Origin of the sequence: Desulfosalsimonas propionicica (genome assembly GCF_013761005.1) — a bacterium.
Lineage (GTDB): Bacteria > Desulfobacterota > Desulfobacteria > Desulfobacterales > Desulfosalsimonadaceae > Desulfosalsimonas > Desulfosalsimonas propionicica.
Genome location: NZ_JACDUS010000001.1, coordinates 442,358 through 467,614, shown reverse-complemented (window position 1 = coordinate 467,614; position 25,257 = coordinate 442,358). Strand labels below are relative to the sequence as shown.

The 25,257-nt window shown below is 54.9% G+C and carries 25 protein-coding genes; 11 read left to right on the top strand and 14 right to left on the bottom strand.

The genetic code is table 11. The features are described 5' to 3' along the window. The first annotated feature begins 3 nt into the window (after positions 1-3). Entirely contained in the window at positions 4-525 is a 522-nt protein-coding gene (gene coaD / locus HNR65_RS02055) for a pantetheine-phosphate adenylyltransferase (protein ID WP_181549772.1), read from the top strand. On the opposite strand, the gene HNR65_RS02050 is transcribed toward coaD, so the two are convergent. Together HNR65_RS02050 and HNR65_RS02045 are read right to left on the bottom strand one after the other, a co-directional pair. Further along, on the bottom strand, positions 477-1,508 hold the full coding sequence (locus HNR65_RS02050) for a DUF368 domain-containing protein (RefSeq protein ID WP_232364609.1): 1,032 nt from the start codon (positions 1,506-1,508) through the stop codon (positions 477-479). The genes coaD and HNR65_RS02050 overlap by 49 nt on opposite strands. Further along, positions 1,505-2,164 (bottom strand): protein-L-isoaspartate(D-aspartate) O-methyltransferase, encoded by a 660-nt coding sequence (locus tag HNR65_RS02045; protein ID WP_181549770.1) that lies wholly within the window; start codon positions 2,162-2,164, stop codon positions 1,505-1,507. The genes HNR65_RS02050 and HNR65_RS02045 overlap by 4 nt, the downstream gene beginning before the upstream one ends. A 151-nt stretch (positions 2,165-2,315) precedes the next feature. Between HNR65_RS02045 and prmA the strand changes: the two genes are divergently transcribed. After that, positions 2,316-3,236 (top strand): 50S ribosomal protein L11 methyltransferase, encoded by a 921-nt coding sequence (gene prmA / locus HNR65_RS02040; protein WP_181549769.1) that lies wholly within the window; start codon positions 2,316-2,318, stop codon positions 3,234-3,236. A gap of 22 nt (positions 3,237-3,258) precedes the next feature. Here the strand turns inward: prmA and HNR65_RS02035 are convergent, their stop codons facing one another. From HNR65_RS02035 to ftsE, 5 genes are read right to left on the bottom strand one after another with little or no spacing between them, the layout of a single operon-like run. Then, a complete protein-coding gene (locus HNR65_RS02035) occupies positions 3,259-4,395 on the bottom strand; it encodes a divergent polysaccharide deacetylase family protein (RefSeq protein WP_181549768.1) in 1,137 nt (378 codons plus the stop codon). Between the two features lie 57 nt (positions 4,396-4,452). Beyond that, positions 4,453-5,859 carry a S41 family peptidase gene (locus HNR65_RS02030; protein ID WP_181549767.1) on the bottom strand — a complete coding sequence of 469 codons (1,407 nt, stop codon included), beginning with the start codon at positions 5,857-5,859 and terminating at the stop codon, positions 4,453-4,455. Between the two features lie 11 nt (positions 5,860-5,870). Continuing rightward, on the bottom strand, positions 5,871-7,283 hold the full coding sequence (locus tag HNR65_RS02025; protein WP_181549766.1) for a peptidoglycan DD-metalloendopeptidase family protein: 1,413 nt from the start codon (positions 7,281-7,283) through the stop codon (positions 5,871-5,873). Next, a complete protein-coding gene (locus HNR65_RS02020; protein ID WP_181549765.1) occupies positions 7,247-8,125 on the bottom strand; it encodes a cell division protein FtsX in 879 nt (292 codons plus the stop codon). The genes HNR65_RS02025 and HNR65_RS02020 overlap by 37 nt, the downstream gene beginning before the upstream one ends. Then, positions 8,122-8,838 (bottom strand): cell division ATP-binding protein FtsE, encoded by a 717-nt coding sequence (ftsE, locus tag HNR65_RS02015; protein ID WP_220128251.1) that lies wholly within the window; start codon positions 8,836-8,838, stop codon positions 8,122-8,124. Before ftsE ends, HNR65_RS02020 begins: the two co-directional genes overlap by 4 nt. A gap of 242 nt (positions 8,839-9,080) precedes the next feature. Between ftsE and pyrE the strand changes: the two genes are divergently transcribed. Beyond that, entirely contained in the window at positions 9,081-9,641 is a 561-nt protein-coding gene (pyrE, locus tag HNR65_RS02010) for an orotate phosphoribosyltransferase (protein WP_181549764.1), read from the top strand. On the opposite strand, the gene queD is transcribed toward pyrE, so the two are convergent. After that, positions 9,623-10,000, bottom strand: coding sequence for a 6-carboxytetrahydropterin synthase QueD (gene queD, locus HNR65_RS02005; protein WP_181549763.1), 378 nt, complete (start codon positions 9,998-10,000; stop codon positions 9,623-9,625). The two genes, pyrE and queD, sit on opposite strands and share 19 nt — an antisense overlap. 176 nt (positions 10,001-10,176) lie before the next feature. Further along, positions 10,177-11,346 (bottom strand): molecular chaperone DnaJ, encoded by a 1,170-nt coding sequence (gene dnaJ / locus HNR65_RS02000; RefSeq protein WP_181549762.1) that lies wholly within the window; start codon positions 11,344-11,346, stop codon positions 10,177-10,179. 201 nt (positions 11,347-11,547) lie between these two features. Here dnaJ and ubiE point away from each other — a divergent pair, with 201 nt between their 5' ends. After that, positions 11,548-12,258, top strand: a complete 711-nt coding sequence (gene ubiE / locus HNR65_RS01995; RefSeq protein WP_181549761.1) for a bifunctional demethylmenaquinone methyltransferase/2-methoxy-6-polyprenyl-1,4-benzoquinol methylase UbiE — start codon at positions 11,548-11,550, stop codon at positions 12,256-12,258. A 14-nt stretch (positions 12,259-12,272) separates the two neighbouring features. On the opposite strand, the gene HNR65_RS01990 is transcribed toward ubiE, so the two are convergent. The 3 genes from HNR65_RS01990 to HNR65_RS01980 form a co-directional block, all read right to left on the bottom strand. Further along, a complete protein-coding gene (locus HNR65_RS01990) occupies positions 12,273-12,539 on the bottom strand; it encodes a hypothetical protein (protein ID WP_181549760.1) in 267 nt (88 codons plus the stop codon). A gap of 95 nt (positions 12,540-12,634) precedes the next feature. Then, positions 12,635-13,579 carry a hypothetical protein gene (locus tag HNR65_RS01985; protein ID WP_181549759.1) on the bottom strand — a complete coding sequence of 315 codons (945 nt, stop codon included), beginning with the start codon at positions 13,577-13,579 and terminating at the stop codon, positions 12,635-12,637. Between the two features lie 186 nt (positions 13,580-13,765). After that, positions 13,766-15,250 carry a M23 family metallopeptidase gene (locus HNR65_RS01980; RefSeq protein ID WP_181549758.1) on the bottom strand — a complete coding sequence of 495 codons (1,485 nt, stop codon included), beginning with the start codon at positions 15,248-15,250 and terminating at the stop codon, positions 13,766-13,768. 328 nt (positions 15,251-15,578) lie between these two features. Here HNR65_RS01980 and HNR65_RS01975 point away from each other — a divergent pair, with 328 nt between their 5' ends. From HNR65_RS01975 to HNR65_RS01945, 7 genes are all read left to right on the top strand, one after another. Continuing rightward, entirely contained in the window at positions 15,579-16,448 is an 870-nt protein-coding gene (locus HNR65_RS01975; RefSeq protein ID WP_181549757.1) for a DegV family protein, read from the top strand. Positions 16,449-16,678: 230 nt separating this feature from the next. Next, positions 16,679-17,485 carry a DUF4198 domain-containing protein gene (locus tag HNR65_RS01970; RefSeq protein ID WP_181549756.1) on the top strand — a complete coding sequence of 269 codons (807 nt, stop codon included), beginning with the start codon at positions 16,679-16,681 and terminating at the stop codon, positions 17,483-17,485. 21 nt (positions 17,486-17,506) lie between these two features. Next, positions 17,507-17,860 (top strand): NikL family nickel/cobalt ECF transporter subunit, encoded by a 354-nt coding sequence (locus tag HNR65_RS01965; RefSeq protein WP_181549755.1) that lies wholly within the window; start codon positions 17,507-17,509, stop codon positions 17,858-17,860. Next, a complete protein-coding gene (locus tag HNR65_RS01960) occupies positions 17,857-18,144 on the top strand; it encodes an HI_1622 family ECF transport-associated protein (protein ID WP_181549754.1) in 288 nt (95 codons plus the stop codon). The genes HNR65_RS01965 and HNR65_RS01960 overlap by 4 nt, the downstream gene beginning before the upstream one ends. A 3-nt stretch (positions 18,145-18,147) precedes the next feature. Continuing rightward, positions 18,148-18,777 (top strand): cobalt transporter CbiM, encoded by a 630-nt coding sequence (gene cbiM, locus HNR65_RS01955; protein WP_181549753.1) that lies wholly within the window; start codon positions 18,148-18,150, stop codon positions 18,775-18,777. Further along, complete coding sequence (cbiQ, locus tag HNR65_RS01950) at positions 18,770-19,690, top strand: cobalt ECF transporter T component CbiQ (protein ID WP_181549752.1); 921 nt, start codon at positions 18,770-18,772, stop codon at positions 19,688-19,690. The genes cbiM and cbiQ overlap by 8 nt, the downstream gene beginning before the upstream one ends. 8 nt (positions 19,691-19,698) lie before the next feature. Then, on the top strand, positions 19,699-21,528 hold the full coding sequence (locus HNR65_RS01945; protein WP_181549751.1) for an ABC transporter ATP-binding protein: 1,830 nt from the start codon (positions 19,699-19,701) through the stop codon (positions 21,526-21,528). Between the two features lie 182 nt (positions 21,529-21,710). Here HNR65_RS01945 and HNR65_RS01940 read toward each other — a convergent pair whose 3' ends face one another. Both HNR65_RS01940 and HNR65_RS01935 read right to left on the bottom strand, forming a co-directional pair. Then, positions 21,711-24,734, bottom strand: coding sequence for an FAD-dependent oxidoreductase (locus tag HNR65_RS01940; protein ID WP_181549750.1), 3,024 nt, complete (start codon positions 24,732-24,734; stop codon positions 21,711-21,713). A gap of 12 nt (positions 24,735-24,746) precedes the next feature. Further along, positions 24,747-25,190 carry a hydrogenase iron-sulfur subunit gene (locus HNR65_RS01935; RefSeq protein WP_181549749.1) on the bottom strand — a complete coding sequence of 148 codons (444 nt, stop codon included), beginning with the start codon at positions 25,188-25,190 and terminating at the stop codon, positions 24,747-24,749. Positions 25,191-25,257 lie beyond the last annotated feature (67 nt).

Here is a 25,257-nt window from a genome sequence, read left to right as displayed (position 1 = left end):
ATTATGGAAAAAATCGCCATCTACCCGGGATCATTTGACCCGGTCACCAACGGTCACCTGGATATCATTGAGCGGGGCCTGAAAATCTTTGACCGCCTCATTATCACCATACTGGAAAACCCGGCGAAAAAACTGCTTTTCTCCGTGGACGAGCGCATTGATCTGCTCACACGATCCCTTGCCGGGTTTTCAAACGTGGAAAGCGCCTCTTACGACGGCCTGCTGGTGGATTACGCCAAGCAGCGCAATGCGCATGCCATTTTGCGGGGCATGCGGGCGGTATCTGATTTTGAATACGAATTCCAGATGGCCCTGATGAACCGACGGCTCAACCGGGAGGTGCAGACCGTGTTTCTGATGACCGGATTGCGCTGGATTTTCACCAGTTCGTCGATTATCAAGGAAGCGGCCAAGTTCGGGGGCAATATCGAAAGCATGGTCCCGCCGGTGGTGCAGGAAAAACTGGAGCAGCGATTTCATTGTTTACTGGGGGGCGATTCCGAAGATTCAGATGAAACCGTGTGATGTCCCGAAGACCACCGGCTTGAGATCCGCTCCATGGCCACCACGGCCCCAAAGCCGGCTGCCATCAAAACCAGGGGGATCATCAGCTCGGAAAACTTTGGTTCCGGCCAGATATTTCTTTCCGTGATCACCATCAGCTTGCCGTGAATCTGCTCTGTGACCAGAGGTTCTTTCCAGGGCCAGATTTTTCGCATGGAGCCCAGCATCAGACCGGTCAAACCGGCGATGGCCAGATCGGGCCGGGTATCGAGCACGTATTTGAGCAGCCTGGCAAACCCGGCCAGCCCAACGGCGCATCCCGCGGCCAGAACTGCGAGCATTCCCAGGTTTGCCGGGACAAAGGGATTTTCCACCAGGCCCAGGACATATTCATACTTGCCGAGAATCAACAGGATAAACGCACCGCTCAACCCTGGCAAAATCATGGCGCAGACCGCCAGCATCCCGGACAAAAACACGAACCAAATGGTTTCAGGGGTTTGTGCCGGCACCAAGCCCACAACGTACCACGCAGCTGCCGTCCCGGCACAAAATCCAGCAGCCGGCCCTGCAGACCATGCAGCCACCCGGCGCCCCACAGCCCAGATCGAAGCGGCGATCAGGCCAAAAAAAAGACTCCAGGTGGGCACGGGATGATGGGCCAGCAGATAGTTCATCACCCGGGCCAGGCTGAACACCGCAATGCCGATACCGCAAAACAGGCTCAAAAGAAAGCGAAGATGGACCCCGGCCAAAGCGCCCTTGATATCCAAAACAAGCAGACGGTGTATGGCCCGGGCGTCAACGGATTTGACTGCCGCCAGCAGGTCCTGGTAAATGCCGGTGATCAGCGCAATGGTACCGCCCGACACCCCGGGCACGGTATCAGCCGCCCCCATGCATGCACCCTTGACCGCCAGGAAAACGGCAGCGCCTTTGGAACGGGGTCCCGGCGGGTCCATAAACACGGATTTCCAGGTTTTGGCGCGGGGACCTGAACTCAAGCGTCTCTCCACCCGTACTGGCCTACAAGCCGGACAAACCGGCATCCGCCCAGTTCGCTCTGATGCAGTCCCTGGTCTTCCTTGACAACCTTGATCATTTTCTGGGAAAGGGAAGAACCCACGGGAATCACCATGCGCCCACCCGTGGCCAGCTGGTCCACCAAGGGCTTGGGGATTTCAGGGGCACCGGCTGTGACCATGATGGCATCAAACGGGCTTTCTTCCCGCCAGCCGATGGTGCCGTCGGAATAACGGGCAATGATGTTGTAGTAACCAATTCCCTCAAACATTTTGCGGGCGCTTTCATACAGGGTCCGGTTGCGTTCAATGGTATAAACCCGGTAGGCGATTTCCGCCAGCACGGCCGCCTGGTAGCCTGAACCCGTTCCGATTTCCAGGACCCGGTCGTCCTGGTTGAGCTGCAGGGCTTCGGTCATCATGGCCACGATATAGGGCTGGGAAATGGTTTGCTGCTCGCCGATGGGCAGGGGATGATCATTGTAAGCCTGATCCATGAGGGCTTCGTTGACAAACAGGTGACGGGGCACCCGCCGCATGGCCGCAAGAGTCCCGGGATCGTTCACCCCACGGGTTTCGATCTGGTTTTTAACCATGGCTTCGCGCTGGCGCTGATATCGTCGGGAGTCACCTTCCATAATACATCGATAATTATCAATTTCCCCGGGCCCCGTCAAGCAGTTAAACCGGACCATCGGGAGCAAAGGGATAAAAAAGTCTTGTGATTTAAACTGCGCCGGCGTATTGCAAAGCCCCATACAAACACAAACCGGAAAAAGCGATAGACAAATGAAATGGATTCAAACCCGCGTAATATTTGAGTCGTCAGATCCCGAGTCTGCAGCCGCCATGATAACCGACATCTTCTGCGATCTGGGCCTGCAGGGCGTGATCGTGGAAAGCCCGGATGCAGACCCGGAACTGGACTGGGCCGACGATGCCCTGCCCCGGCCGCGGCAGAATGCAGTAATCGGCTTTTTCAGAGCAGATGATCAATTGGAACAAAACCGCCGTAAGCTGGAAGAGGCCCTTTGCCGGCTGCCGGCATCTGTTGCGGACGCATGCTCGACGCGTTACAGCGACGTGGATGAGCAGGACTGGGCCGAATCCTGGAAGGCCCATTTTCACCCGGTGCGCATCTCCGATCGCCTGGTGGTCAAGCCTTCCTGGCGGGATTTTCAAGCCGGCGGCGATGATATCGTCATTGAGCTGGATCCGGGAATGGCCTTTGGCGCGGGAACCCATCCCACAACAGCCCTGTGCATGCGCCTAATCGAAGCCCACCTGCGGCCAGGAGCCCGGGTGCTGGACGTGGGTACCGGTTCGGGGATTCTGCTGGTGACCGCGGCAAAACTGGGGGCAGCGCAGCTTGAAGGCATTGACTGCGATCCAGTGGCCGTGGATGTTGCCCAACAAAATCTGCTGGCAAACCGGGTCTGCAAAGACTGCTTTTGCCTGCGCACCGGGGATCTGGTGACAGACACCCGGGGCAGTTTTGACCTGGTGGTGGCCAACATCCTGACCCAGACCATCCTGCCCATGATCCCGGACATTCCGGTACTGCTCACCGGGGAAAAAATTTTTATCACCTCCGGGATTATCGAGGAAAAGCGGGACATGATTATTGGCGCTCTTCAACAACAGGGATTTACCATACTCGAAGTGCTCAATGAAGACGGCTGGGTGGCCATCGCCGCAAAACTGGCTTAAATCAGAGATTCGCAACCGCTTTTCAAAAATCCAGGCCGGAAACGATTTCGGAGGCCGGCACCAGCCGAACCTGGTTTTTGATCTCCGGCAATTTTTCAGTCAGGACCTTGTAGGTTTCCGGATAGGGGTGACCGATGCCCACGGCCTTCCCATTTTTACGGGCAACAGCCACCAGCCGGTCAAGCTGGCCGCGGATAAATTCGACCTCAGGGACATGATCAAGAAAAACGTCGCGCCTGGCAAAGGGCACCTGAAACAACCGGGCAGACGAACCAGACCGGCTGTCTGCTGCGGTGAGGCTGTCAATATAAAACAGCTTGTTTTTTTTGACAATCGATAAGATTTGATTCATCTGGGCCGAATCCGCACTCATTTTCGATCCCATGTGATTGTTAACTCCTGAAATATGGGGCACCGCATCAAGGTGGGATTTTAACAGCCCGATGCGTTCATCTGTTGTCATTCCGGTCAGCAAAGCCCCCGGACCCGGGTCCACCTCCGGATATTCCCTGGGCTCCATGGGCAGATGGAGCATGACCTGGCACCCCCTGTTATGCGCGCTTTGGGCAATTTCCCGCTGAAACGGACTTTGGGGCAGAATTGAATAGGTCAAAGGACAGTCAAGGGACAAAAAGTTTTCGGCCACATCCATTTCATAGCCCATATCATCAATGATAATGGCCACCATGGGCCGCCGGTCAGGGATTTGGACAGGCGGCGGCGCAACCGGGCCCGGCTCCGTTGCCGGAGCAGAAGCCGGCTCGGGGGGAAAGACTTCAAAATCCGGGGCCACACCCTCCTTGACCGTCTGGGGGTGGAGCACCTTGACCGGCTCCGGCGAACGTCGTGACGCCCGGGTGGACTCCACCGCAACGCCATCGGTTTGAGCCGGCCTGAGTTCAAACCGGTAATAGGCGGCAGTGGCCACCACCATGGCCACAATGGCCACAAAGACCAGAAGATCCCATTTCAGGCTCCTGGCCAGCGTTTTCTGTGCCTTCGAACTCCGGGTCCGGGTCTTTTTCTGACTGTCTGCGCCTGTTTTTTTCTTGCTGGCTGTCTTTTGCCTGCCAGCGGCTTTTTTTGTCCCTTTGCCGCTGCTGGATTTTTTTGCCGCACCTGATTTGGTTTTCCGGCTGGTGCTTTTTTTTTCCGTCATCTGGCTGAGCTGTTTCCTGTTTTCTCGATAACTGGGTTTTTGCTAAACGAATCTGGATCAATCGCCCATGGCGGAAAAGACCTCGTATCCCCGCAAAATTTCATAAGCCCGGTTGATCTGGGAATCGAGCATCAAAGCATCCGGACTCCGTTCACTGTGCTCGTATAAAGAATCGCGCAGGCGCATCAGTTTTTGCACATCGGTTTCATCCTCTGTTTGCCCTTCCCCGGCCTTTTCTCCGTCGCTCTCAGAAGGCCCGGGTTCCTGTCCGTCTTGTTCAAGCTCCATTTTCCCGGGAAGATGATTTTTCAGATCCCCTTCCTTGATCCGCCGGGCATCCAAACCCCCGGATTTCTCATCCAGCAGGCGGCGTTTGACCACCAGGTCCGGATGAATACCCTCGGCCTGGATGGAAATCCCCTTGGGGGTATAATAGCGGGCAACTGTGTATTTCAGCCCGTATCCGTTGCGAAGGGGCCGGACTGTCTGCACAGAGCCTTTTCCAAAGGAAGTGGTGCCCAGAACCAGGGCGCGGCCGTTGTCCTGCAGGGCCCCGGCCACGATTTCCGCAGCGCTTGCGCTGCCGCCGTTGATCAGGACCACAATGGGATAATCAGGCTCCTGGTTATCGTCTTCGGCCCTGTAGACGCTTTCTTCTTTTTGATCCCGCCCCCGGATGGAAACGATTCTGCCGTCGGCCAGAAACACATCAGACAGAGAAACCGCCTGGGTCAGCAGTCCACCCGGGTTGTCGCGCAAATCCAGAATCAGGCCCTTTAGCGGGTCTGCATTTTTCTCCAGGTCTGCCAGGGCCTTTTTGACCTCGTCGGTGGTGTTTTCCCGGAAATTGGTCACCCACAGGTATCCGTAGCCCGGCTGGAGTATGATATGGCGGACGCTGTCCATGGGAATCACGGCCCGGACCAGTGTAAATTCCAGAGGCTCGGGCTCGCCTTCGCGCACCACCGTGATCTGAAGTTCTGTGCCGGGCTCTCCCCGCATCTGCTTGACCGCCTCCCACAGCATCATGTCCTGGGTGGATTCGTCTTCCACCTTGATAATGACATCATTGGCCTGAATGCCGGCCTTGTAGGCAGGGGTGCCCTCAATGGGCGAGACAACTGTTAACCGGCCGTCTTCCTTGGTAATCACAATGCCGATCCCCCCGAAATCCCCCCGGGTTTCACTCTGGAGACTTTCAAAGGCTTCCGGCGGCATGAACGTGGAATGCGGATCCAGGCTTTCGACCATTCCGTGGATGGCCTCTTCGATAAGGTCCCGCGTATCCACCGGTTCCACGTAATTTTTCTCCAGTTCCTCGATCACGTCGGAAAACAGCTTCAGGCCCTCATAAGTATCTGCCTTTGAAAGCTCTCCGTGCACACTGGAGGCCAGAAAGAAAACAGCAGCCGCCAGAGCCAGCACAAACCCTTTTCGGACGGGAGATTTTTTTTGAGAATGCATTGCTCACTCCTTTATCCGTTATCTGACTGAATGGATGAATCGGTCCATTTGAGGGGATCCACCGGCTTTCCCTGATGGCGGACCTCAAAATAAAGCGCCGGACCGCCCCTGGAGCCGGTATCGCCCACCGTGGCAATCACCTGTCCGGTTTTGACGGTTTCCCCCTGAGCGCAGAAAAGATCACTGATGTGGGCATAGACCGTATGATAGTGTTGCCCGTGAGATAAAATCACCACCTGGCCGTATCCCCTGAGCCAGTCGGCATACGCCACTTTTCCTTCAAAAACGGCCCGTACGGGTGCTCCCCGGGCCGAACTCAACTCCAACCCATTGGAATAATTCATAACTCCTGAATCCGAAGTTACGGTTTTTCCGAATTTTGAGGTAATCTTACCCTGAACCGGCATCTTTAGCAAGCCCCGATGAGAAGCAAAATCCCCGTCATCCGACTCGTTTTCCGTTTTCAGGGCCGATATGGTTTTTTCCAGCCGCGCAGCCGCATCCCGCAGAGATTCAAGGGTTTGCTGCCGCCCGGATTTCCGGTTTTCCAAAGAGGCGAGCATCTGCTGCCGCTGGTTGCGCTTTTGGGCCAGTCGCGTGAGCGTCTCTTCGTATTCAAAAACCACCTGCTCCTGTTTTTTCCGCTCATGGCGCAAACCGGCAAGCACGTTGTCCAGTTGGTGTTTTTGTTCCCGCATCTGCTGCAGCACAGCTTCATCATGGCCCACCACCCGCTCTATGGCCGCCTTTCGTAAAAATAACTGGCTTGCGGATTCCGCGGTTGCCAAAAGATTCATCCGCCCCAGGCGGCAAAGCTTATACAAGGCAACGATACGCTCATTGGCATGGGTCTTTCGCCGCTCCAGTTCCCGCCGCAGTTCCCGGGCCTCATTTTCAAGCATGCGGATCCTGGCGCCGGTTTCTTCAGCCTTCTTCATCAGGGACTGCAGCTTCTGCCGATTTTGGGCGGCCTCCCGGTCCAGGGTGGCCAGGTCTTTTGTCAGCACGCTTTTTTTTTGGGAAACCGCCTTTAGCTCCTTTTGCTTTTCCCGGATACGGCGCTCGATTTCCCGTGCCCGGGCCATGGCCAGTTCCAGATCCTTATCTGTTTGATCCGTGACCCGGTGCTCGGTGAATCTTTCCACGTATCCGGCATGGTCGTAAATATAGCCGAGGTTTTCACCGGCTGCCACCTGCAGCCAATCCCCTTTTTCCATGAGCACGCGCACTCGCTCATTTTTTTTCAGCACCCGGATGATCCGGGCGTTTGTGTCCGGAGCCGCGCGCACGTTTAACCTGTCGGCCTGCACAACCGCATACTGCTGCAGGCGGGTGCCGTATGCCGGGGCCGAGGCAAAAACCACCGCCAGGCAGAGCACAATCAGACTTAAATGCGAAGGAATCGACGGACGGTAAACCAGCATCCTACCCACCCCACAAACATGCTCGCCATAAGAATCATGAGAATCCATCCCAGGGAAAGAAAACGAATCTGAAACACCGGCAGAAGGCCTCCGGGGGAAACCCGGGGTATCACCGACAAAAAGGCCGCATACAAAAGCCCCAGTCCCGCCACAGCCCCGCAGAGCCCCAGCAATATTGACTCCAGATAAAGAGGGTATTTCACAAATGTCTCATCCGCACCAATGATCCGGGTGATCTCGATTTCCTCCTGGCGGGAATAAAGAATCAGCCGGAACGTATTGGCCCCGATAAACATGATGGCCACAATCACCAGGACCGCCATCACGGCTGCGGTCATGCGGAACAGGTTGTAAACCCCGTAAAACCGGTGAAGCCAGTTGCGACCGTACTCGACGTCTGCAACTTCGGCCCTGGCGGAAACGGATTTGGCAAGGGCATCAAAGGCATCAGCACCTGTAAGACCCTGTTCCGGTCGGATTTCCAGGGCATCTGGCAAGGGGTTTTCCGAAAGATCGGCCAACAGATCGGTCTGCCCGCCAATCTGCTCCTTGAGCCATTCAAGGCCCTCTTTTCCGGAAACATGGGATACCGAGGCCACCTCCGGTTTTTGCTCCAGCTCACCGGCCAGGGCCAGCGCCTGCTGCCCGGAAATATCGGATTTAAGATAGGCGGTGATACGCACTCCCTGCTGCCAGGCGTCCATGAGCTCGCCGGCATTGACCAGAAACAAGCCAAATGCGCTGACAATGAATACGGACAGGGAAACGGTGAGAAAACAGGTGCCGTGAAGAAAGCGGTGGCGGACAAAATCGGCCGCAGCCCGGCGAAACATATCCATCATGGACACACCCCGTCGGCATTCCCGGCAGCATCGTCCACCTGCCGCCCGCCTTGCAGACGGATCACCCGGGTGTCAAACCGGGAAATCAGCTCCCGGTCATGGGTGGTGATCAGCACCGTGGCCCCCCGGGAATGGGCGGCACACAAAAGCCGCAGCACCCTTTCGGCCGCATCCGGATCCAGGCTCGCGGTGGGCTCGTCAGCCAGGATGATCTTCGGCTTGCCCACCATGGCCCGGGCCACGGCCGCCCGCTGCTTTTCCCCCCCGGACAGGGTCGGGGGATAGGCCTTTGCCTGGTCGGCCAGCCCCACCAGTTCCAGCAGGTCCCCGACACGACGGCGTATCTCGGTGCGGGATTTAAACCCGGCCGCCTCCATGACCAGGGCCACGTTCTGGAAAACATTGAGATGGGCAATCAGCTTGAAATCCTGGAAAATCACCCCGATTTTGCGGCGCAGCACCGGGATCTGCCGGCGATGCATACGGGTGAGATTCATGCCGTCAACAATGGCATATCCGCTGCTCATGCGCTCTCCCATGTACAACAGCTTGATCAGAGTGGATTTGCCCGCACCGCTGGGGCCGGTGATAAACAAAAACTCGTTTGTCTCCACGTCAAAGCTCAAATCGTGTAAGGCCCAGCTGTCTCCAAAATGCTTGGAAACCTGGTAGAAGCGGATAATCCGGTTGTCCAGGGGGTCTGTTGGAGTCATGGTTTATATTGACGAAAGGCCTGTTTCCTGTTATTGCTCAATTCAATCGTGCAGGGAGGGCTGCTCCGGTTTTTCCTGACACACCCCCACTGACGCTTATTTGATACGGCTTCTTCCAATCAGTGGGGGATATTTTTATCGGAATTCGCACATGAAATCAACTCTTTCTCCCGGCCGGGAAACCCGAAAACCTCGCAAACCATATGATAACAGCCCAAAAGCCCGGAAAGCAGGCGCCGCTTATGAAAAACGAACTTATTGACCTTTTGTGCAAAAAATCATTTCAATTCTCCGAAGAGCCGGTTTTCAAGCTGGCCTCAGGGCAAACGAGCCATTATTACATCAATTGCAAACCTGTCACGCTCAGCTCCCGGGGGCTTTATCTCATCGGGCACCTTGTGTTTGACGCCTTAAAAGACCGCTCCATTGAAGCGGTGGGCGGCATGACATTCGGCGCAGACCCCATTGCCGTGGCCGCATCCCTGATCTCGGAAACCCGGGGCGCTCCGTTTGCGGCCTTTTCCATCCGAAAAACCCAAAAGGACCACGGCATTGTCAAATGGATTGAGGGGGATCTGTCGGCCGGACAGCGGGTGGCAATTGTTGAGGACGTGGCCACCACAGGCGGATCATCGCTGAAGGCCATAGAAAGGGCGCGCAGCGAAGGGCTTTTCGTGGATTGCGTGGTAATGCTGGTCGACCGCGAGGAAGGGGGAGCGGAAAATATCCAAAAAACCGTGCCCGAGGTCCGCTCCATTGTCACCCGCGCCGAACTGCTGGCCGCCTACCGGGGCGGCCAGTAAGCCGCGCACGCGTCATCGGATTCCCAGACATGGACCCGGGAGACAAAAATCCCTTCTCCGGGCTCAATACGCTCGGTAAAGGCATCGGCAATGTAGCGGGCAATGGTTTCGGAAGAGGGATTGGCATCGGCAAAGGCCGGCAGCTCGTTTAAAAACTTGTGATCCAGGCTGTCAATGATTGCCCCGAGGCGTTTTTTGATGATACCAAAATCCATTAACACCCCGGAATCCTGCAATTTTTCCCCTGCTACAAAAAGCTCCACCTTCCAATTGTGGCCATGGAGGTTTTCGCATTTTTCCGTGACCATCTTCAACTGGTGAGCGGCGGCAAACCGGTTGACCACTTTGAGTTCGTACATCTGAGCAATTCCTTTTGTCAGGACTTGATGGCGCCGTAAAAAATTCAATATCTGCGTTACACGCAATTTTTCAGAATTTCACGTACGGATAAGTACTCTGCATTCTTCGAAATTGCACAAGCCTTGATCTTGAACTGTTTACGGCGCCATCTGAAATCAGATTTTTTATGATGCCATCAGGACTTGGCGGCTTTGGCTGATTTTGCCGACTTTGCAGACTTTGCCGACCCGCCTCCGGTTTTGGTGAAAATCCGCTTGATCCGGGATGTCAGTTTTTCAGATTCCAGCTCAAGATACTCGTGCATGAGCTCTTCCTGACGCTTGCTCATGTTTCTGGGAGATTTAAGGATCACCTCCACGATCTGATCGCCGGGCAGGCCCGTGCGCAGAGACGGGATCCCGTAGTTGGTAAGGCTGATGGTGTCCCCGTACTGGGTGCCTTTTGGCACCTGGATGGTTTCTTCGCCCGTGAGCGTGGGCACCACGATTTCATCTCCCAGGGCCGCCTGAACAAAGGAAAGCTCCACCTTGCAGACAACGTCGTTTTCCCGGCGCTCAAAAGTTTCATGGGGCTTGACATGGATGAACACGTACAGGTCCCCGGGAGGACCGCCGTTGACCCCGGGCTCGCCTTCTCCGGCAAGCCGCAGCCGGGAGTCGCTGTCCACGCCGGCCGGTATTTTCAATTCCACTTTTTTGCGTGCCACCACCTGTTTCTGCCCCTGACATTTGGGGCACGGATCGGTGATAATGGTTCCCTGGCCCCGGCACCTGGGACAAACACTTTTAACGGAAAAAAAGCCCTGGCTGCGCACGAATTGTCCGGTTCCCCGGCACTGATCACAGGTGCGGGCCTCGGTGCCGGGCTTGGCGCCGGAGCCATGGCATTCGTCGCAAACCACCATTTTTTCCAGGTCCAGCTCGGTTTCCCTGCCAAAGGCCGCGTCATTAAAATCAATTTTCAAGTCATATCGCAGATCTGAGCCCCGCCTGGCACGGGTTTGTCCACCGCGGCCACCGGAGCGGAATCCGAAAAAGTCCTCGAAAATATCGCCAAAACTGGAAAAAATATCTTCAAAATCACGAAATCCGCCGGCCTGGCCGCCTCTGCCGCCGTTTTCAAATGCCTGGTGGCCGAACTGGTCATAAAGCTGCCGCTTTTCCGGATTGGAAAGCACCTCATAGGCTTCTGCAGCTTCCTTGAATCGTTCTTCAGCCTCTTGATCACCGGGATTGCGATCCGGATGATACTTCAGGGCAATTTTGCGGTATTTGGTTTTTAATTCAGCGGAATCAACGTTTCTGTCAACGCCGAGAACCTCGTAATAGTCCCGTTTTTCACTCATATCTGGTTAACCGGTTTTCTGTTGTTGGTTTTGTCGCCCGCTGGTGCGGTGCAACGAATTTCTTACCCAATTTCGCTGAAACAAAGCAAGGCTTTTGAAACCTGTACATGTTGTGCTATGGAAAGTATCAAGCCAAAGGCGGCACAATAAATACATCAGGATGTTAACAACAGGACAATAATGCATCAAATGGAATTGTCAATGAGCAAAAATAATCCTCCCGGCTTTGTCAAAAGCATGTTTGGCGCCATTGCGCCTTATTACGATTTTTTAAACCGGCTGCTGAGCATTCGGCAGGATGTCTATTGGCGGCGGCGCCTTGTGGCGGCCATGGATCTTGGCCAAAACGCAAGGGTCCTGGATGCGGCCTGCGGCACCGGGGACGTGATGCTTGAAATATGGCGCCAGAAACCCGGGGCCCGGGTTTGCGGTATTGATTTTTCAACGGAAATGCTGGGCATTGCCGCCCGGAAGATCAGGCAGGCGGCCAGAAACCCAGAGGGGCGGCTGCTGGCTGCAGACATCCTGCACCCGCCGTTTGCACAGCAAAGCTTTGACGGTATCTCCATAGCATTCGGCATCAGAAACATCACCCGGCGGGACCTGGCCCTGGAGCATTTTTTCAGACTGCTGCGGCCCGGCGGGATGATGGCCGTACTTGAACTGTCCACACCCCGTGCCGGGATACTGAGGGACTTGTACCTTCTTTACTTCAAAAAAATCCTGCCGGCCGTGGGGGGTCTTTTTTCCCAAAACATGCGGGCTTACCAGTATCTGCCCGAGTCCGTGCTCAACTTCCCCCGGCCGCGGGCTTTTGCCGGGCTCATGGAAAGCGCCGGGTTCGAAAATGTGGGCTGGAAGGGGCTGTCCGCCGGTATTGCCACCCTCTACACCGGGCGGAGGCCGGCCTGAAACAGGCGTTGCCTTTATTCACAGGTAAACGGATAAAAATGATAAAAGCAATACCCCCCAGGATCCGACCAGGCGGCCTCGGTATCCGCCATGCACTGCCCGATCATCTGCCGGGAGGTTTCCTCGTAATCCGGCCGGCTTTCCTCTTTTTTCTTGCAGGCCATGCAGATGGGTGCATGGGTGTATACTGAAAGAATACGCCGGTCAGCTGCGCCAAGGGCGCTATTGCACCGGGTGCAGGAAACCGCGCAGGACAAATCCTTTTCCCATTGTTCCGTCATCACCATACCCCTTAATCTGTTATGGTTTTCAAAAGGCTTTTTGCGTTTTCAGACTCCCGGTTTTCGCCGGCTCTCCGTGGCCGCGCCAACGGCTGCTAAAACCGGTATTTTTCCTGCAAATCCCGCAATTGGCGGATATACCGCTGCTGAAAAATCAGGTTCTCCTGTGCCACAACATCATTTAACACCAGCTTGATATGCGGCCGGATGTCAATACCGTGGCGGTTTAAGCCCTTCTCATTGGCCAGGTCAAGGATCAGCACGGAGTAGTACCGAATCAAAGTCCGCACCACGGGATGCCGGCGCATCAGATAGCTCTTGCCCGAGAGGGTATGAAGGAAAAATCCGGCATAACGATACAGGCTTTCCTCAGAAATACAGTCCTTTGAACTCTGCCTGCAGCACTGCTTATAGACGTAGTAATCGTAAAAATCGGCCATTGCCGGCTCCACCACGTCCTTTTCCGACTGCAGAATTTCCAGGACCAGTTCCACGCGCTGTTTGTTCAGGGTGCGGAAAAAATGGGCCTGATTGCGCATCAGGCTCACCAGGTCCCGGGTTTCATCATTGATCAAAGGCGGTTTGGCAATCAGGTCCGCCAGGATTTGTTCAAAGACGTCATAGGATTTCTTTTTCTGCCCGGAGTCCCTGGATCCGACATCCCGCTTTTTGTCCAGATAAGCAAAAAAAGCCTCGATTTTGCGCTCAAGCCGGCGGCAGGAGGTACTCCGGGATTCCATACCGGGACTATCACTCAACACCGGCTCCCCGAAGACTTCCCGCATCCGGGACTCAGAGAGTTCTTCGGATTTGCGACCGCCGGATTTTTCCTCCAGCCAGTCCAGCACCTGTTTCTGTTCAATCTGCTCCCGCTTTTGCTCCTGTTTTTGCCGTTCCTGCAGGACAGCGGAATCCACCCGGTCTTCATGCCACTGCATGAACCGATGCCATCCCAAAAACGCCAGAACCCCCAGCAAAACAAAAATAACAACCACGACGACAATCCTGTGCATTCTGGAATTGAAACTCAGGTTTCCCATAAGGGTGCATCCCTTTTCCGGCAGGTTGGGGTTTGCTTTCAGCGCCCGGCATCTGCGCCCGAAAATGATTCAACAATTTCCGGCAACAATATATGATAAAACTAGAGCTTTTTTGGCTCATCGTCAAAGGTGATTTTGCCGTTTTTCGGAATCTGTATTGGGTCCGGGAAGAAACAGTGCGCGTTTTTAATTTTTTGCCGGAAATTTCTGTTGCTCATCAGGCGCCTCGGCCAGGGCCAGTTTTGATGAATCGGCAAGAGAAGCATAGAGGTTTTCCAGGTGCCCCTTGGTAGCCAGAAATCTTTGCATTTCATCGCCTTCCAGGCCGCGGCCCGGCGGAGCTTTCAGAGTGGAGGGATTAATGCTTTTGCCGGCATGGCGGATTTCATAATGCAGGTGCGGTCCGGTGGATCTGCCGGTGGAGCCGACATAGCCGATGATCTCTCCCTGCTTGACCCGTTTGCCGGATTGAAGACCCTCGGCATGCCTGCTCATGTGGGCATACACGGTTTCATAGTTATTGGGATGCCGGATATGCACATAGTTGCCGTAAGAGCCCCGGGGCCCGGCATAGGTGACAACCCCGTCGCCCCCTGCCATGATGGGCGTACCCTTCGGGGCGGCAAAATCCAGACCCTTGTGCATCCTATTGTATCCGAGAATCGGGTGCCTGCGCATGCCGTATCCGGAACTGATAGCAGCACCGTCAATGGGGGTGACCATCAATGCCTTGCGCACACTGTTGCCCTCAGAATCAAAAAACCGGGCATTTCCGTCCTGTGTTTCATGCCTGTATACCCGAAGGGTCCTGCCATTGGTCCGAATGGCGGCGTACAGAATATCTCCGGCTTCAACCCGCCGGCCTTCGGGAGTGGTTTTTTCCTCGTATAAAATTTCAACCCGGTCTCCGGAATGCAGGTCGCGCTGAAAATCCACATCATAGGAATAAACCCGTATCAGTTTCATTAATACCGAAATGGGCAGCCCCTGATCCCGGGCCGCCTGGTAAAGGCTGGAGCTGACCTCTGCAGCAAACCGGGCCGGACGTTTCTGCAATTGACGTTCCACCCTGCGGGCTTTGAAACAGTGGTCATTGCCGCGCATGACCTCAACCCTGGTTTTGGCATCCAGTGAAAGCGTTAACACCTGCAGCATGTCGCTTCCCTGGGGGCCCCGGACAAAACCCATGGACAGTTCCTGGCCCTGGCGCAATTGTGCCGGATTAAAAACCGGCCGCATGGCCTGGGTCAAATCATAAGCCTCCCGGCGGCCCAGGCCCTTTTTACACAAGATTTGATAAAGCGTATCACCGGCCGCAACCCTGACCCTGGTTTCCTCAAGAGTGGATCCAAAATCCTGGTCCCATATCTGCCTGGCGCCGGGATGATTTTCCATGACTGAGGGAGCCTTTGCATCTGTCGCCTCTGTTACAACTCCAGTATCTGTTGTCACGGGCCGGAGCAATGCTTTGTTCGGGTTGCGATCCGGGAAGGCGTCACAATCGGAGATTCCGGGCAGAGATGCGGAATTGTCCCGGAGCACCAGGGATGCGCACAACAGCAGGGCAATGACAAACAATCCACCAGCGGCTTTTTTTGTCGTTTTTTTCCGGGCCCGGGACCTGTCCAGACACCGAATACAGCGCCGATAATGATAAGGCGTATAAATCATACCGTTTTTCCTGTTGCCATCCAGTTTCTGCGGCTGCACCGGCAACTGTCCGGTACATATTATCTCAGAACAGTATATCGATTTTTCAAGAAAAATTCAACACCGGATTAAAACCACAGGCCGGAGAGCAGTCGTTCTGTTTGGCGCGATCTTTATGCTTTGCCCGTCCGTCTGTATAGACGATTTCATCAAACCGCTAATTCTTTACAAGTGTATACAAAATTGCTATATGATTCAATCTTTGAAAATTGTTTAAAAACAGAGATACTTTGTTCTGCACTGCAAGGGACGGCCCGTCCGGTCCTGATTAACGGAAAGGAGTTTTTGTATGGCAAAAAAAATTGCGTTGGTTTGCGATTCCACCGCTGACTTCCCCCCGGGGATGGCGGAACAGCTGGGCTTAAATATTTTGCCGGTCCACATATTTGTAAACGGCAAGGATCACCTCCACGGCAAAACCATCAGCAACGCTGAGGTGCTGAAAAACCTGCGGAAAAAAAAAGAAGTCTACACCACCCCGTTTTATCCTTTTGAATGCACGCAGTTATACGACCGCCTGCTGCAGAAATACGACGAGGTGGTCTCTTTTCACCTGTCCAAACACATTTCCGGAAACTACAAAAGCGCCTGTGCAGCCCGGCAGTTTATGGGCGAAAAAGAAGCCGGCAAGGTCCACATTCTGGACCTGGAAAATGTGGCTGTCAGCCTTGCGCTTGTGGTTAAAAAGGCAGCAGAACTTCTCCGAAACGGAACATCTCCGGCCTCCTTGGAAAAAACCCTGGAACCTTACAAGAAAAATGCTTTTTTGAGCTTTACTGTGGACAATCTGGTCTGGCTGAAAAAAGGCGGGCGGGTTAATGCATTTGACGCATTTGTGGGCAATATGCTCGATTTCAAGCCCATCATTGAACTCAAGGAAGGCCGGCTGAGTCCAATTGACCGCCACCGGGGCAAAAAGCCCGCTTTAAAGCGTCTGGTTTCAATGGCCGAGGAAGCTTTCAACCGGTTTAACGGAAAATGTGAAATCTTGATGGGCTATGCCGGCAACCTTGAGGAGGTTATGGTCACCCGGGAAAAGCTGGCCGCAGCCGTGGGCAAGCCGGCTGACAGCATCCCCATGGCGGAAGCCGGTGCCACGATATCAGTGCACACCGGTCCCGGCAGTGCCTTTGTTTCCCTGCTGCCCAGCCAGACATGAAAGGTTTTGACATTGCCGGCAGGACCGGCTATAAACGGTGCAACATCTGCGACTGAAGTCGTTTAACAGGGCTTGCAGGCTCTTTTTTTCCATTTCTTTCAGAATGCATTTGGATTTTGCCGTTTAAGCAAAATTCACGTGCCGCCTACAAAGCCACGAAGGCTCTTGCTTTACAATAAAGCGCCTTTGTGGCTTTTTTTGATTCCAAACCAAGGAAAGGAAAACACCCCATGCGCAAACGGTTTTCAACCCTGGCCGCACTGACGGCAGCAGTTGTCATCCTTGCAGCGGTACCCGGGCAAGCCCATTTTGGTGCGATTATTCCCGCAGATGACATTGTCACCCAACACCATGAGGGCGACCTGGCCCTGGAAATCAAATTCCTCCACCCCATGGAGATGCACTATATGGAAATGGAAAAACCCGAAACCTTCGGGGTGATGCACAAGGGCAAAAAAACAGATCTCACAGAGCGCCTGAAACCGGCAGGCCGCAAAAGCCCGGGTCAGGAAAAAAACGATACCTTCTGGAAAGCCGTCTACCCGATCCGGCGGCCCGGGGATTATACATTTTACTTCGAGCCCAAAGCCTACTGGGAGCCGGCAGAGGATCTGTTTATCAAGCATTACACCAAGGTCTGCGTAAACGCCTACGCACTGGAGCAGGGCTGGGACCAGCCCGTGGGCCTGGAAACCGAAATCGTGCCCCTGACCCGGCCCTACGGCCTGTGGACGGGCAACGTATTTACCGGCCGGGTGCTGGTAAACGACCAGCCAGCAGCAAACGCTGAAGTGGAGGTTGAATATCTCAACGAATCCGCCGAACACAGCGGGTATATCGATGCACCTTTTTCGCCCTATGTCACCCAGGTTGTCCGTGCCGATGCAGCCGGAATTTTCACATATGCCATGCCCAAAGCCGGTTGGTGGGGCTTTTCCGCCCTGTCTGAAGCCGACTGGACCCTGGCGCATGAGGGAGAGGAAAAAAACGTGGAAATCGGCGCCGTATACTGGGTCCGGACCCGGGACATAAAATAACACACGAAAACGGAGGCAATGATGAAGACCCGAACATATTTTCTTGCAGCGTCCGCAGCGGCTTTGCTTTTGTTTGCCGCAAGCGCATCCGCCCACAAGGTCAGCGTGTTTGCCTATGCAGACAGCGGAAAAATCTACACGGAAAGCTATTTTCAAAACGGAGATCCGGTTGCAAACGGCGGCCTGAAAGTATATGACAGCAGCGACAACCTGGTGGCCGAAGGCGTGACCGACAACCAGGGCCTTTTTGTGTTTGAAATCCCCAGGGTCGATGATTTCAGGATTGTCATTGACGCCGGCATGGGACATAAAAGCAGCTTTACCCTGAAAAAATCCAGGGTGGAAGCCGAAATAAAATCCGGGGGACAGCCATGATGCGAACCAGCGCGATTATTTTCGGGCTCCTTGTATTGCTCGCGGCAGCACCGGGCCCGACCTGTGCCCAAAGCCCGCAGAAAACCGATAAAAAGGCGGTTGTCGAGCTTTTAGAGGAACAAAACCGCCAATTGTCCCAAGAGATCCGGCAGGTCCGCCGGGAGATTGCCGCCCTTGGCGCCCGGATGGATGAACCCGGCATCCGGGAGGTGTTTGCCGGCATCGGCTACATCCTGGGTCTGTTCGGAGCCGCGGCCCTGGCGGCTGCGCGACGGAAAGGATAGATCATGCACATTTCTGACGGGGTTCTTCCGGTTTCTGTAAGTCTGGGCGGATATGCGGTATCCGCCGCCCTGGCCGCCTGGAGTGCGCGCCGTACCACAAGCGATCAGCTTCCCAAGGTAGCGGTGGTGACTTCCGCGTTTTTCGTGGCCTCCCTGGTGCACATTCCCCTGGGGCCCACAAGCGCCCACCTGCTCCTGCCCGGGCTGGCCGGGGCCCTGCTGGGCCCTGTTGCCTTTGTTGCAATAGGGCTGGGCCTGCTTTTGCAATGCCTGCTGTTTCAGTTCGGGGGACTGACGGCCCTGGGTGCCAATGCCCTGATGATGGGGCTGCCGGCCATTGCCTGCGGATGGCTGTTTCAGGCGCTAAAAGGCAACACCCATCTGAGACACGCGGCTGCCGGAGCCGCTGCCGGGGCAATGGGTACGGCCATGGCCGCCATTTTTCTGGCCGGCCTGCTGGCCGCGGGAGGCGAGGATTTTTTCGGCGTGGCAAAAATTGCCATGGCGGCCCATGTGCCGGTCATTTTTATTGAAGGGGCGGTCAGCGCCCTTACCATCGGATTTCTTTTCCGGGTAAAACCGGAACTGCTGGAAAAGGGGCTTGTGACATCCAAAAAAGAATTTCATGGCTGAAACCATACATCATATCCCTTTTTGGTATCTGCCCCTGCTGGTGATCCTGCCCATAGCCGCCCTTTGGGCCGGTGTGGCGGGCTTGCGCAAAGCCGCCCGGAGAAAAACCGCCCCAAACAGGGATCCGGACTGGTCCGTGCCGCCCCTGGCAGATGAAAAACAGGGAAGGTCTTTTCTGCACAAATGGGACGTGCGCTGCAAGATCGTCACCATCGTGGTTTTTAGTTTTGTGGTGGCCTCCCTCGGCCACCTTGCTGCGGCATTGGCGGCAGTGGCCCTATCCCTCTCCGTGGCGGTGATGATAAAGGTTCCGGCTGCCCGGCTGATGCTGCGTTTGCTGGCGCTTGCGGGTTTTCTGGGCATGCTGCTGGTGGTGATGCCGTTTACCGTGCCGGCACATCCCGGCGACACCCTGGTGATGTTCGGCGGTGTGGAGTGGCTGACCCTTAATTTCCGGGGTCTGTTACTTGCAGCAACCATCGCCGCCAGGGCTGTTGCCATTGCCATGCTCATGGAGCCCCTGCTGTCAACCGCGCCATTGCCGGTTACCCTCCACGGGCTCTGCCGGCTCGGCGTGCCGGAGATGGCAGCCCAGATGGTGCTGTTGAGCAACCGCTACGTTCACGTGTTCAGCCATGAAGCCCGGCGCATGTCAGCGGGCATGCAGTTACGGGGCTTTCGCAAACGAACAGACACTGCAACCCTGCGCACTGTGGCCAATTTTTTAGGAATGCTGTTTGTGCGCAGTTTTGAACGCACCGAACGGGTGTTTGACGCCATGCGCGCCAGGGGCTATCAGGGCCGGTTCCCGGAACCCGTAAAGCTGCGCCTGCGCGCATCCGATCTGTTGATCTGCCTTGCCTGGCTGGCTGCTGCCGCAGCGCTGATGGTCTGGGACCGGATCATATTATAGGGGTACGGATGCATGAAACCCATGAAATAAGAGAACCCCGGCCAGCCGCAGGCCCTTTGCTGTTTAAGGTCTGTGGTCTGTCCTATCAGTATCCCGACGGTACAGCGGCATTGTCCGGGATCAGCGCGGAAATCCGCCCGGGCGAACGCGTTGCACTGGCGGGGCAGAACGGTTCTGGAAAAACAACCCTGATAAAGCTGCTTTCAGGGCTTCTTGACCCTGCCGGCGGGCAAGTTTGGTACAGGGACAAGCCCCTTGCAGGAGAAAACCTGGACCGCGCCCGGCTGGAAATCGGGGTGCTGTTTCAGGATCCGGATGATCAGCTTTTCATGCACACGATAATCGAAGATGCGGCCTTCGGGCCCCGGCAGCAAGGCCTTTCTGAAAAGGATGCACACACGGCAGCCAGCCGGGCCCTTGACCGGGTGGGGCTTTTGCACCTGGCCTACAAGGCGCCCCATAACCTGAGTTTTGGCCAGAAAAAGCGCGCCGCCCTGGCCGGCCTTCTGGCCATGGACCCCGAAGTGCTGCTGCTCGATGAACCCACCGCCAACCTGGATCCCGGCCAGGAACAGGTATTTCTGGACCTGCTCAAAGATTTTTCCGGGACCCTGATCTGCATCAGCCATGATCTGATCTTTTTATACGAACTCTGCCAGCGGGCCATCATCCTGGACCACGGGAGGGTGCAGCACAACTATACCATGCGCGAGCTGGTCTCACAGCGCCAGACCCTGCGCGAACACGGCCTGGATTTTTCCTTCCGCATGGTGGTTGCACCTGAAAATCCCGATGCCGGCCCGGAGGATGCCAGCTGCAGGCCCCGGCCGGTTTCGGCAAAAGACCCGGGCCGCGGGCTGGTGCAGCTGCACAACTATTGCTACCGCTATCCCGACGGCACCCCCGCCCTGCAGGGCATTGACCTGCTGATCTGCAAAGGCGAGCGCATCTCTGTTGTGGGTGAAAACGGCGCGGGCAAAAGCACCCTTCTGTCTTGTCTCACGGGCCTGTGCCAGGGCCGGGGCGGGTATCTCTACGACGGAGAACCGGTCACGGGGCAAACAAGAAAACGCATGTGGCGCAAAATCGGCATGGTCTTCCAGGATTGTGCAGATCAGCTTTTCTGCGCAAGTGTCAGAGAGGAAGTGTCATTCGGCCTGCGCCAGCTTGGCTGCAGCCGGGCCGAAACTGCGGCCCGGGTCAAAGAGGCCCTTTCCCTGGTCCGCCTGGAAGGTTTTGAAGACCGGGTGCCCCTGCACCTGTCGGGTGGAGAACGCCGGCGACTGGCCCTGGCCTGCATTCTGGTCATGGAGCCGGAACTGCTGATTTTAGACGAGCCCACAGCAGGCCTTGACCCCCAAGGGGAACAACTGCTGCTCGACATTCTGCAAAAACTCCACACAACCCTTTTGCTTGTGAGCCACGACATCTTCTTTATCCAACAGCTCACACGCCGGACCCTGGTGATGCACCAGGGCAGAATCATGGAAGACCTGCCCATGCAGGCCTTCATGGAAGACCAAAAGCTCGGGGATTTAAACGGATTGTCCTACATGTACAAGCTCAGGTGCACCAGAGATATCCAGGCCCTGCAGCACGAACATGAGCACAGCCACGAACATCAGCACCTGCATACCCACCCTCACCGGCACGGAGACATGGTGCACGAACATCTCCACGAGCACACCCACACCCATGCCCACCGATTTGCCCACGCCCATCCGGGCCGGGACCAAAGCCACGATCACGCCCCGCGCCGCTACCATGAACACGATCATGCCGACCACGACGCCCAACCCCATGAACACATGCACGAAAAAACGAATGAAACGGCCTGAAGACCGCCCATTCAATTTCGCTTGATCAAGCACTGATGCACCCGTAAAAAGTCTGATTCTAGATGGCGGCGTAAAAGTTCAAAATCAAGGCTTGCACAATTTCGAAGAATGCAGTGCACTTAGCCGTACGTGAAATTCTGAGAAATTGCGAGTAACGCAGATATTGGACTTTTACGGCGCCATCAAGCACACATGATCATCGATGTTATCTGTTGGTCGTCAAAGCCCTTCAGGGCAATGGCCCCCGAGCGGCAGGAAGCCGCGCACAATCCGCAGCCCTTGCACAGAGCGGATTCAATTTCAGCCTTGTCGGTTTTTTCACTGAACCTGGGGGCGGAATAGGGGCATACGGACACACAGACCCCGCAGCTGCTGCAAAGCCGGGGATTAACGTGAGCCACGGTGCCGCTTACCGGAATGGATCCGGCTGAAAGAAGCGTTACCGCCCTTGCGGCTGCAGCCTGGGCCTGTGCGATTGATTCGTCCACAGGTTTGGGGCCGTGGGCCAGACCGCACAGAAAGACCCCGTCTGTGGCAAAATCCACGGGCCTTAATTTCAGGTGAGCCTCAACGTAAAAGCCGTCATCATTTTGGGTCACCTTGAAAAATCCGGCCAGGGGATCGTTTTTCTCCCGTACTATTGCAGCGGCAAGAACAAGCATATCCGGGGAAAGTACCATTTTGCGCCTTAATACAAAATCTGTGAAACTTACCTCAAGGCAGCCCTTTTCATTGGTAACATCTAAGCCTTTGTCAAAATTGTAACGAAGAAACCTGATCCCTTTTTGCCTTGCTTCCCTGTAGAGATCCTCTCTTAATCCATAGGGGCGCATATCCCTGTAGACGATAAAAATTTCGGTGTCGGGTTTGTTTTCTTTGAGCTCAATGGCACTTCTTATGGACTGGGCGCAGCACAGCTTTGAACAATATGGCCTTTCGGGAATCCTGGAACCAACGCACTGGATAAAAACGGCTGTCTCTACTTTATCCAATGATTCATCCCTGCGGGCAAGGCGGGCTTGGAGTTCAAGGCCGGTTATCACCCTGTCATCTGTTCCATACAGATACTGACCTTCGGGTTTAAGCTCCGAGGCGCCCGAGGCGATTATTGTCACACCGTGATCAAGGGCCTCCCGGCAGCCCTCTTTTTCTAGGGTCGTTCTAAAGGCGCCCACAAACCCGTCCACCTTTTTGATGGTCGATCCGGCATGCACTGTTATGCCTGGATTTTTTTCAACTTTTTCCACCATCTGCTTTACAAAGCCGGCAATGTCTTCGCCTTTCCAGGTTTTATACAAGGACAGGGCATTGCCCCCCAGGCGGGCCTGGCGTTCCACAAGATCCACCGCATAACCTTGTTGGGCCAGATTATCTGCGGCAATCATTCCGGCAATACCGCCTCCGATAACCATTGCCCGCTGGTTTATCTGCAGGATCGGCTCTTTTAGGGGTTGCACCCGGGCTGCTTTTGCCACAGACATTTTCACCAGATCCATAGCCTTTTGCGTGGCTTCTTCCGGTGCCTGTTTGTGGACCCAGGAGCACTGATTTCGGATATTGACCATTTCAAAAAGATATTTGTTGATACCGGCGCTTTGAAGCGTTTCCTGAAAAAGGGGTTCATGGGTCTTGGGCGAGCAGGCCGCCACCACAATGCGGTTGAGATCTTTTTCCCGGATCAGTTCCGCAATTTTGTCCTGGGTACCCTGGGCACAGCTGAACATGTTTTGTTCAGCGTAAACCACGTTGGGTAATTTTTTTGCAGATTCAACAACTGCTGTCACATCCACCACTCCGGCAATATTGCTGCCGCAGCCGCAAACAAATACACCGATACGGGACCGATCTCCGGCAACATTTTTTTCCTTTTTCACTTCCTTTGTCTTTGTCAGGCGCCATCTTGAACCGGAAAGCCTTGAACCCGCAACTCCTGCAGCCGCACTTGAATCAATAACAGATGAAGGGATATCCTTGGGACCCTGGAAGGCCCCGCATACATAAATTCCGGCAACAGAACTTTCAACCGGGGAAAAACTGCTTGTTTCCGCAAAATTATAATGGTTGAGATCCACACCGAGCCTTTTGCCAAGATCTGCTCCCTGGTTTGTAACACCCAGGCCCACTGAAAGAACCACCATGTCAAATTCTTCTTCGCACCTTTTCCCGGATTCATTGATATAGCGGATCAGGTGCCCGCCGGTGCCGTCCACCGGGAGCGCTTCTGTGACCTTGCTTTTGATAAACCGGATGCCCGCTTCCGCCTTTGCCCGGTTGTAGTATTTTTCAAAGTCCTTGCCGTTTGTTCGGATATCAATGTAGAAAATTGCCGTATCAAGGCCTGACTTGCTGTGCTCCTTTGCCAGCATCGCCTCTTTGATGGCATAGGTACAGCACACCCCGGAGCAATAACCTCTGGCCCCGATATGCTCGTCCCTGGAACCTATGCACTGGAGCCAGGCAATTTTTTCCGGTTCCTTTTCGTCCGAGGGCCTGACAAGATGGCCCGCGTAAGGGCCGGAAGCCGAAAGGATTCTTTCAAACTCAAGGCTTGTGACGATATTGGGATATTTTTTATACCCGAAGGTGTCGTGCAGGGCCGGGTCGAAGGTTTCAGCGCCCTGGGAAATCACCACCGCACCGACATTAAGGGAAATATCTTTTCTTGTATCCTCATAGTTAATCGCACCGGTCGGACATTTTTTCCGGCAGATTCCGCATTTGCCCTTGGTCAGCTTAATACAGTACTCAGGATCTATGGCATACTTAAGCGGCACTGCCTGGGCATACTGAACATAGATGGCTTTGCGGCTGGCAAGGTTGCCGTCGTAAGAATCGGGAACACTGGCGGGGCATTTTTCAGCACACAGACCGCAGGCGATGCATTTGTCCATATCCACATATCGCGGGTGCCGGGTTATACTTACTTCAAAGTTGCCTTCCTCACCCGATATGGCATTTACCTCTGAGAGGGTCAAAAGCTCTATATTGATATGGCGGCCGACCTCGACCAGCTTGGGCGAAAGAATACACATTGAACAATCATTTGTGGGAAAGGTCTTGTCCAGCCGGGCCATAACCCCTCCGATGGAAGCACTCTTTTCCACCAGAAAAACCTTATACCCCGAATCAGCAAGGTCCAGCGCAGCCTGGATTCCGGCAACGCCGCCGCCCACTACCATTACAGCTCCGACAAGTGGTTTTGACATATGGTTTGTCTTTCAGATTCTGTGAACAGTGACGTTTTTGTGGGCCCTTTTAATCAGATTCGGCCCCAGATCATTTATCTTTTTTACAATCTCATCTGCGATTTCTGCAAACCGAGCCCCCATGGCAGATGAAAGGTTGTACATGCCAACCCTTTCCGGATCCATGCCAATGGCGCAAAGAATCTGTTTGACCGCAAGCACTCTTTTTTCCGCCTGCAGGTTGCCTTGCAAAAAATGACATTCACCCTGCAGGCATCCGGCCACAAAAACGCCATCCACACCGGTTTCCAAAGCCTTTAGCAGATGAATTACATCAACCCGCCCGGTACACGGGACCTGGAGAATTTTTATATTGGCCGGATACGTCAGCCGCATGGACCCTGCAAGATCAGCTGCGGCATAGGCGCAATATCTGCAGCAAAACATCAATATCTCAGGTTCAAAATCGGTTGTCATTGTTCCTCCGTTTCCGATGCATCGAACTTAAATTGCCGGTGGTCTTATCCTGTTCACAAAGGCTTCC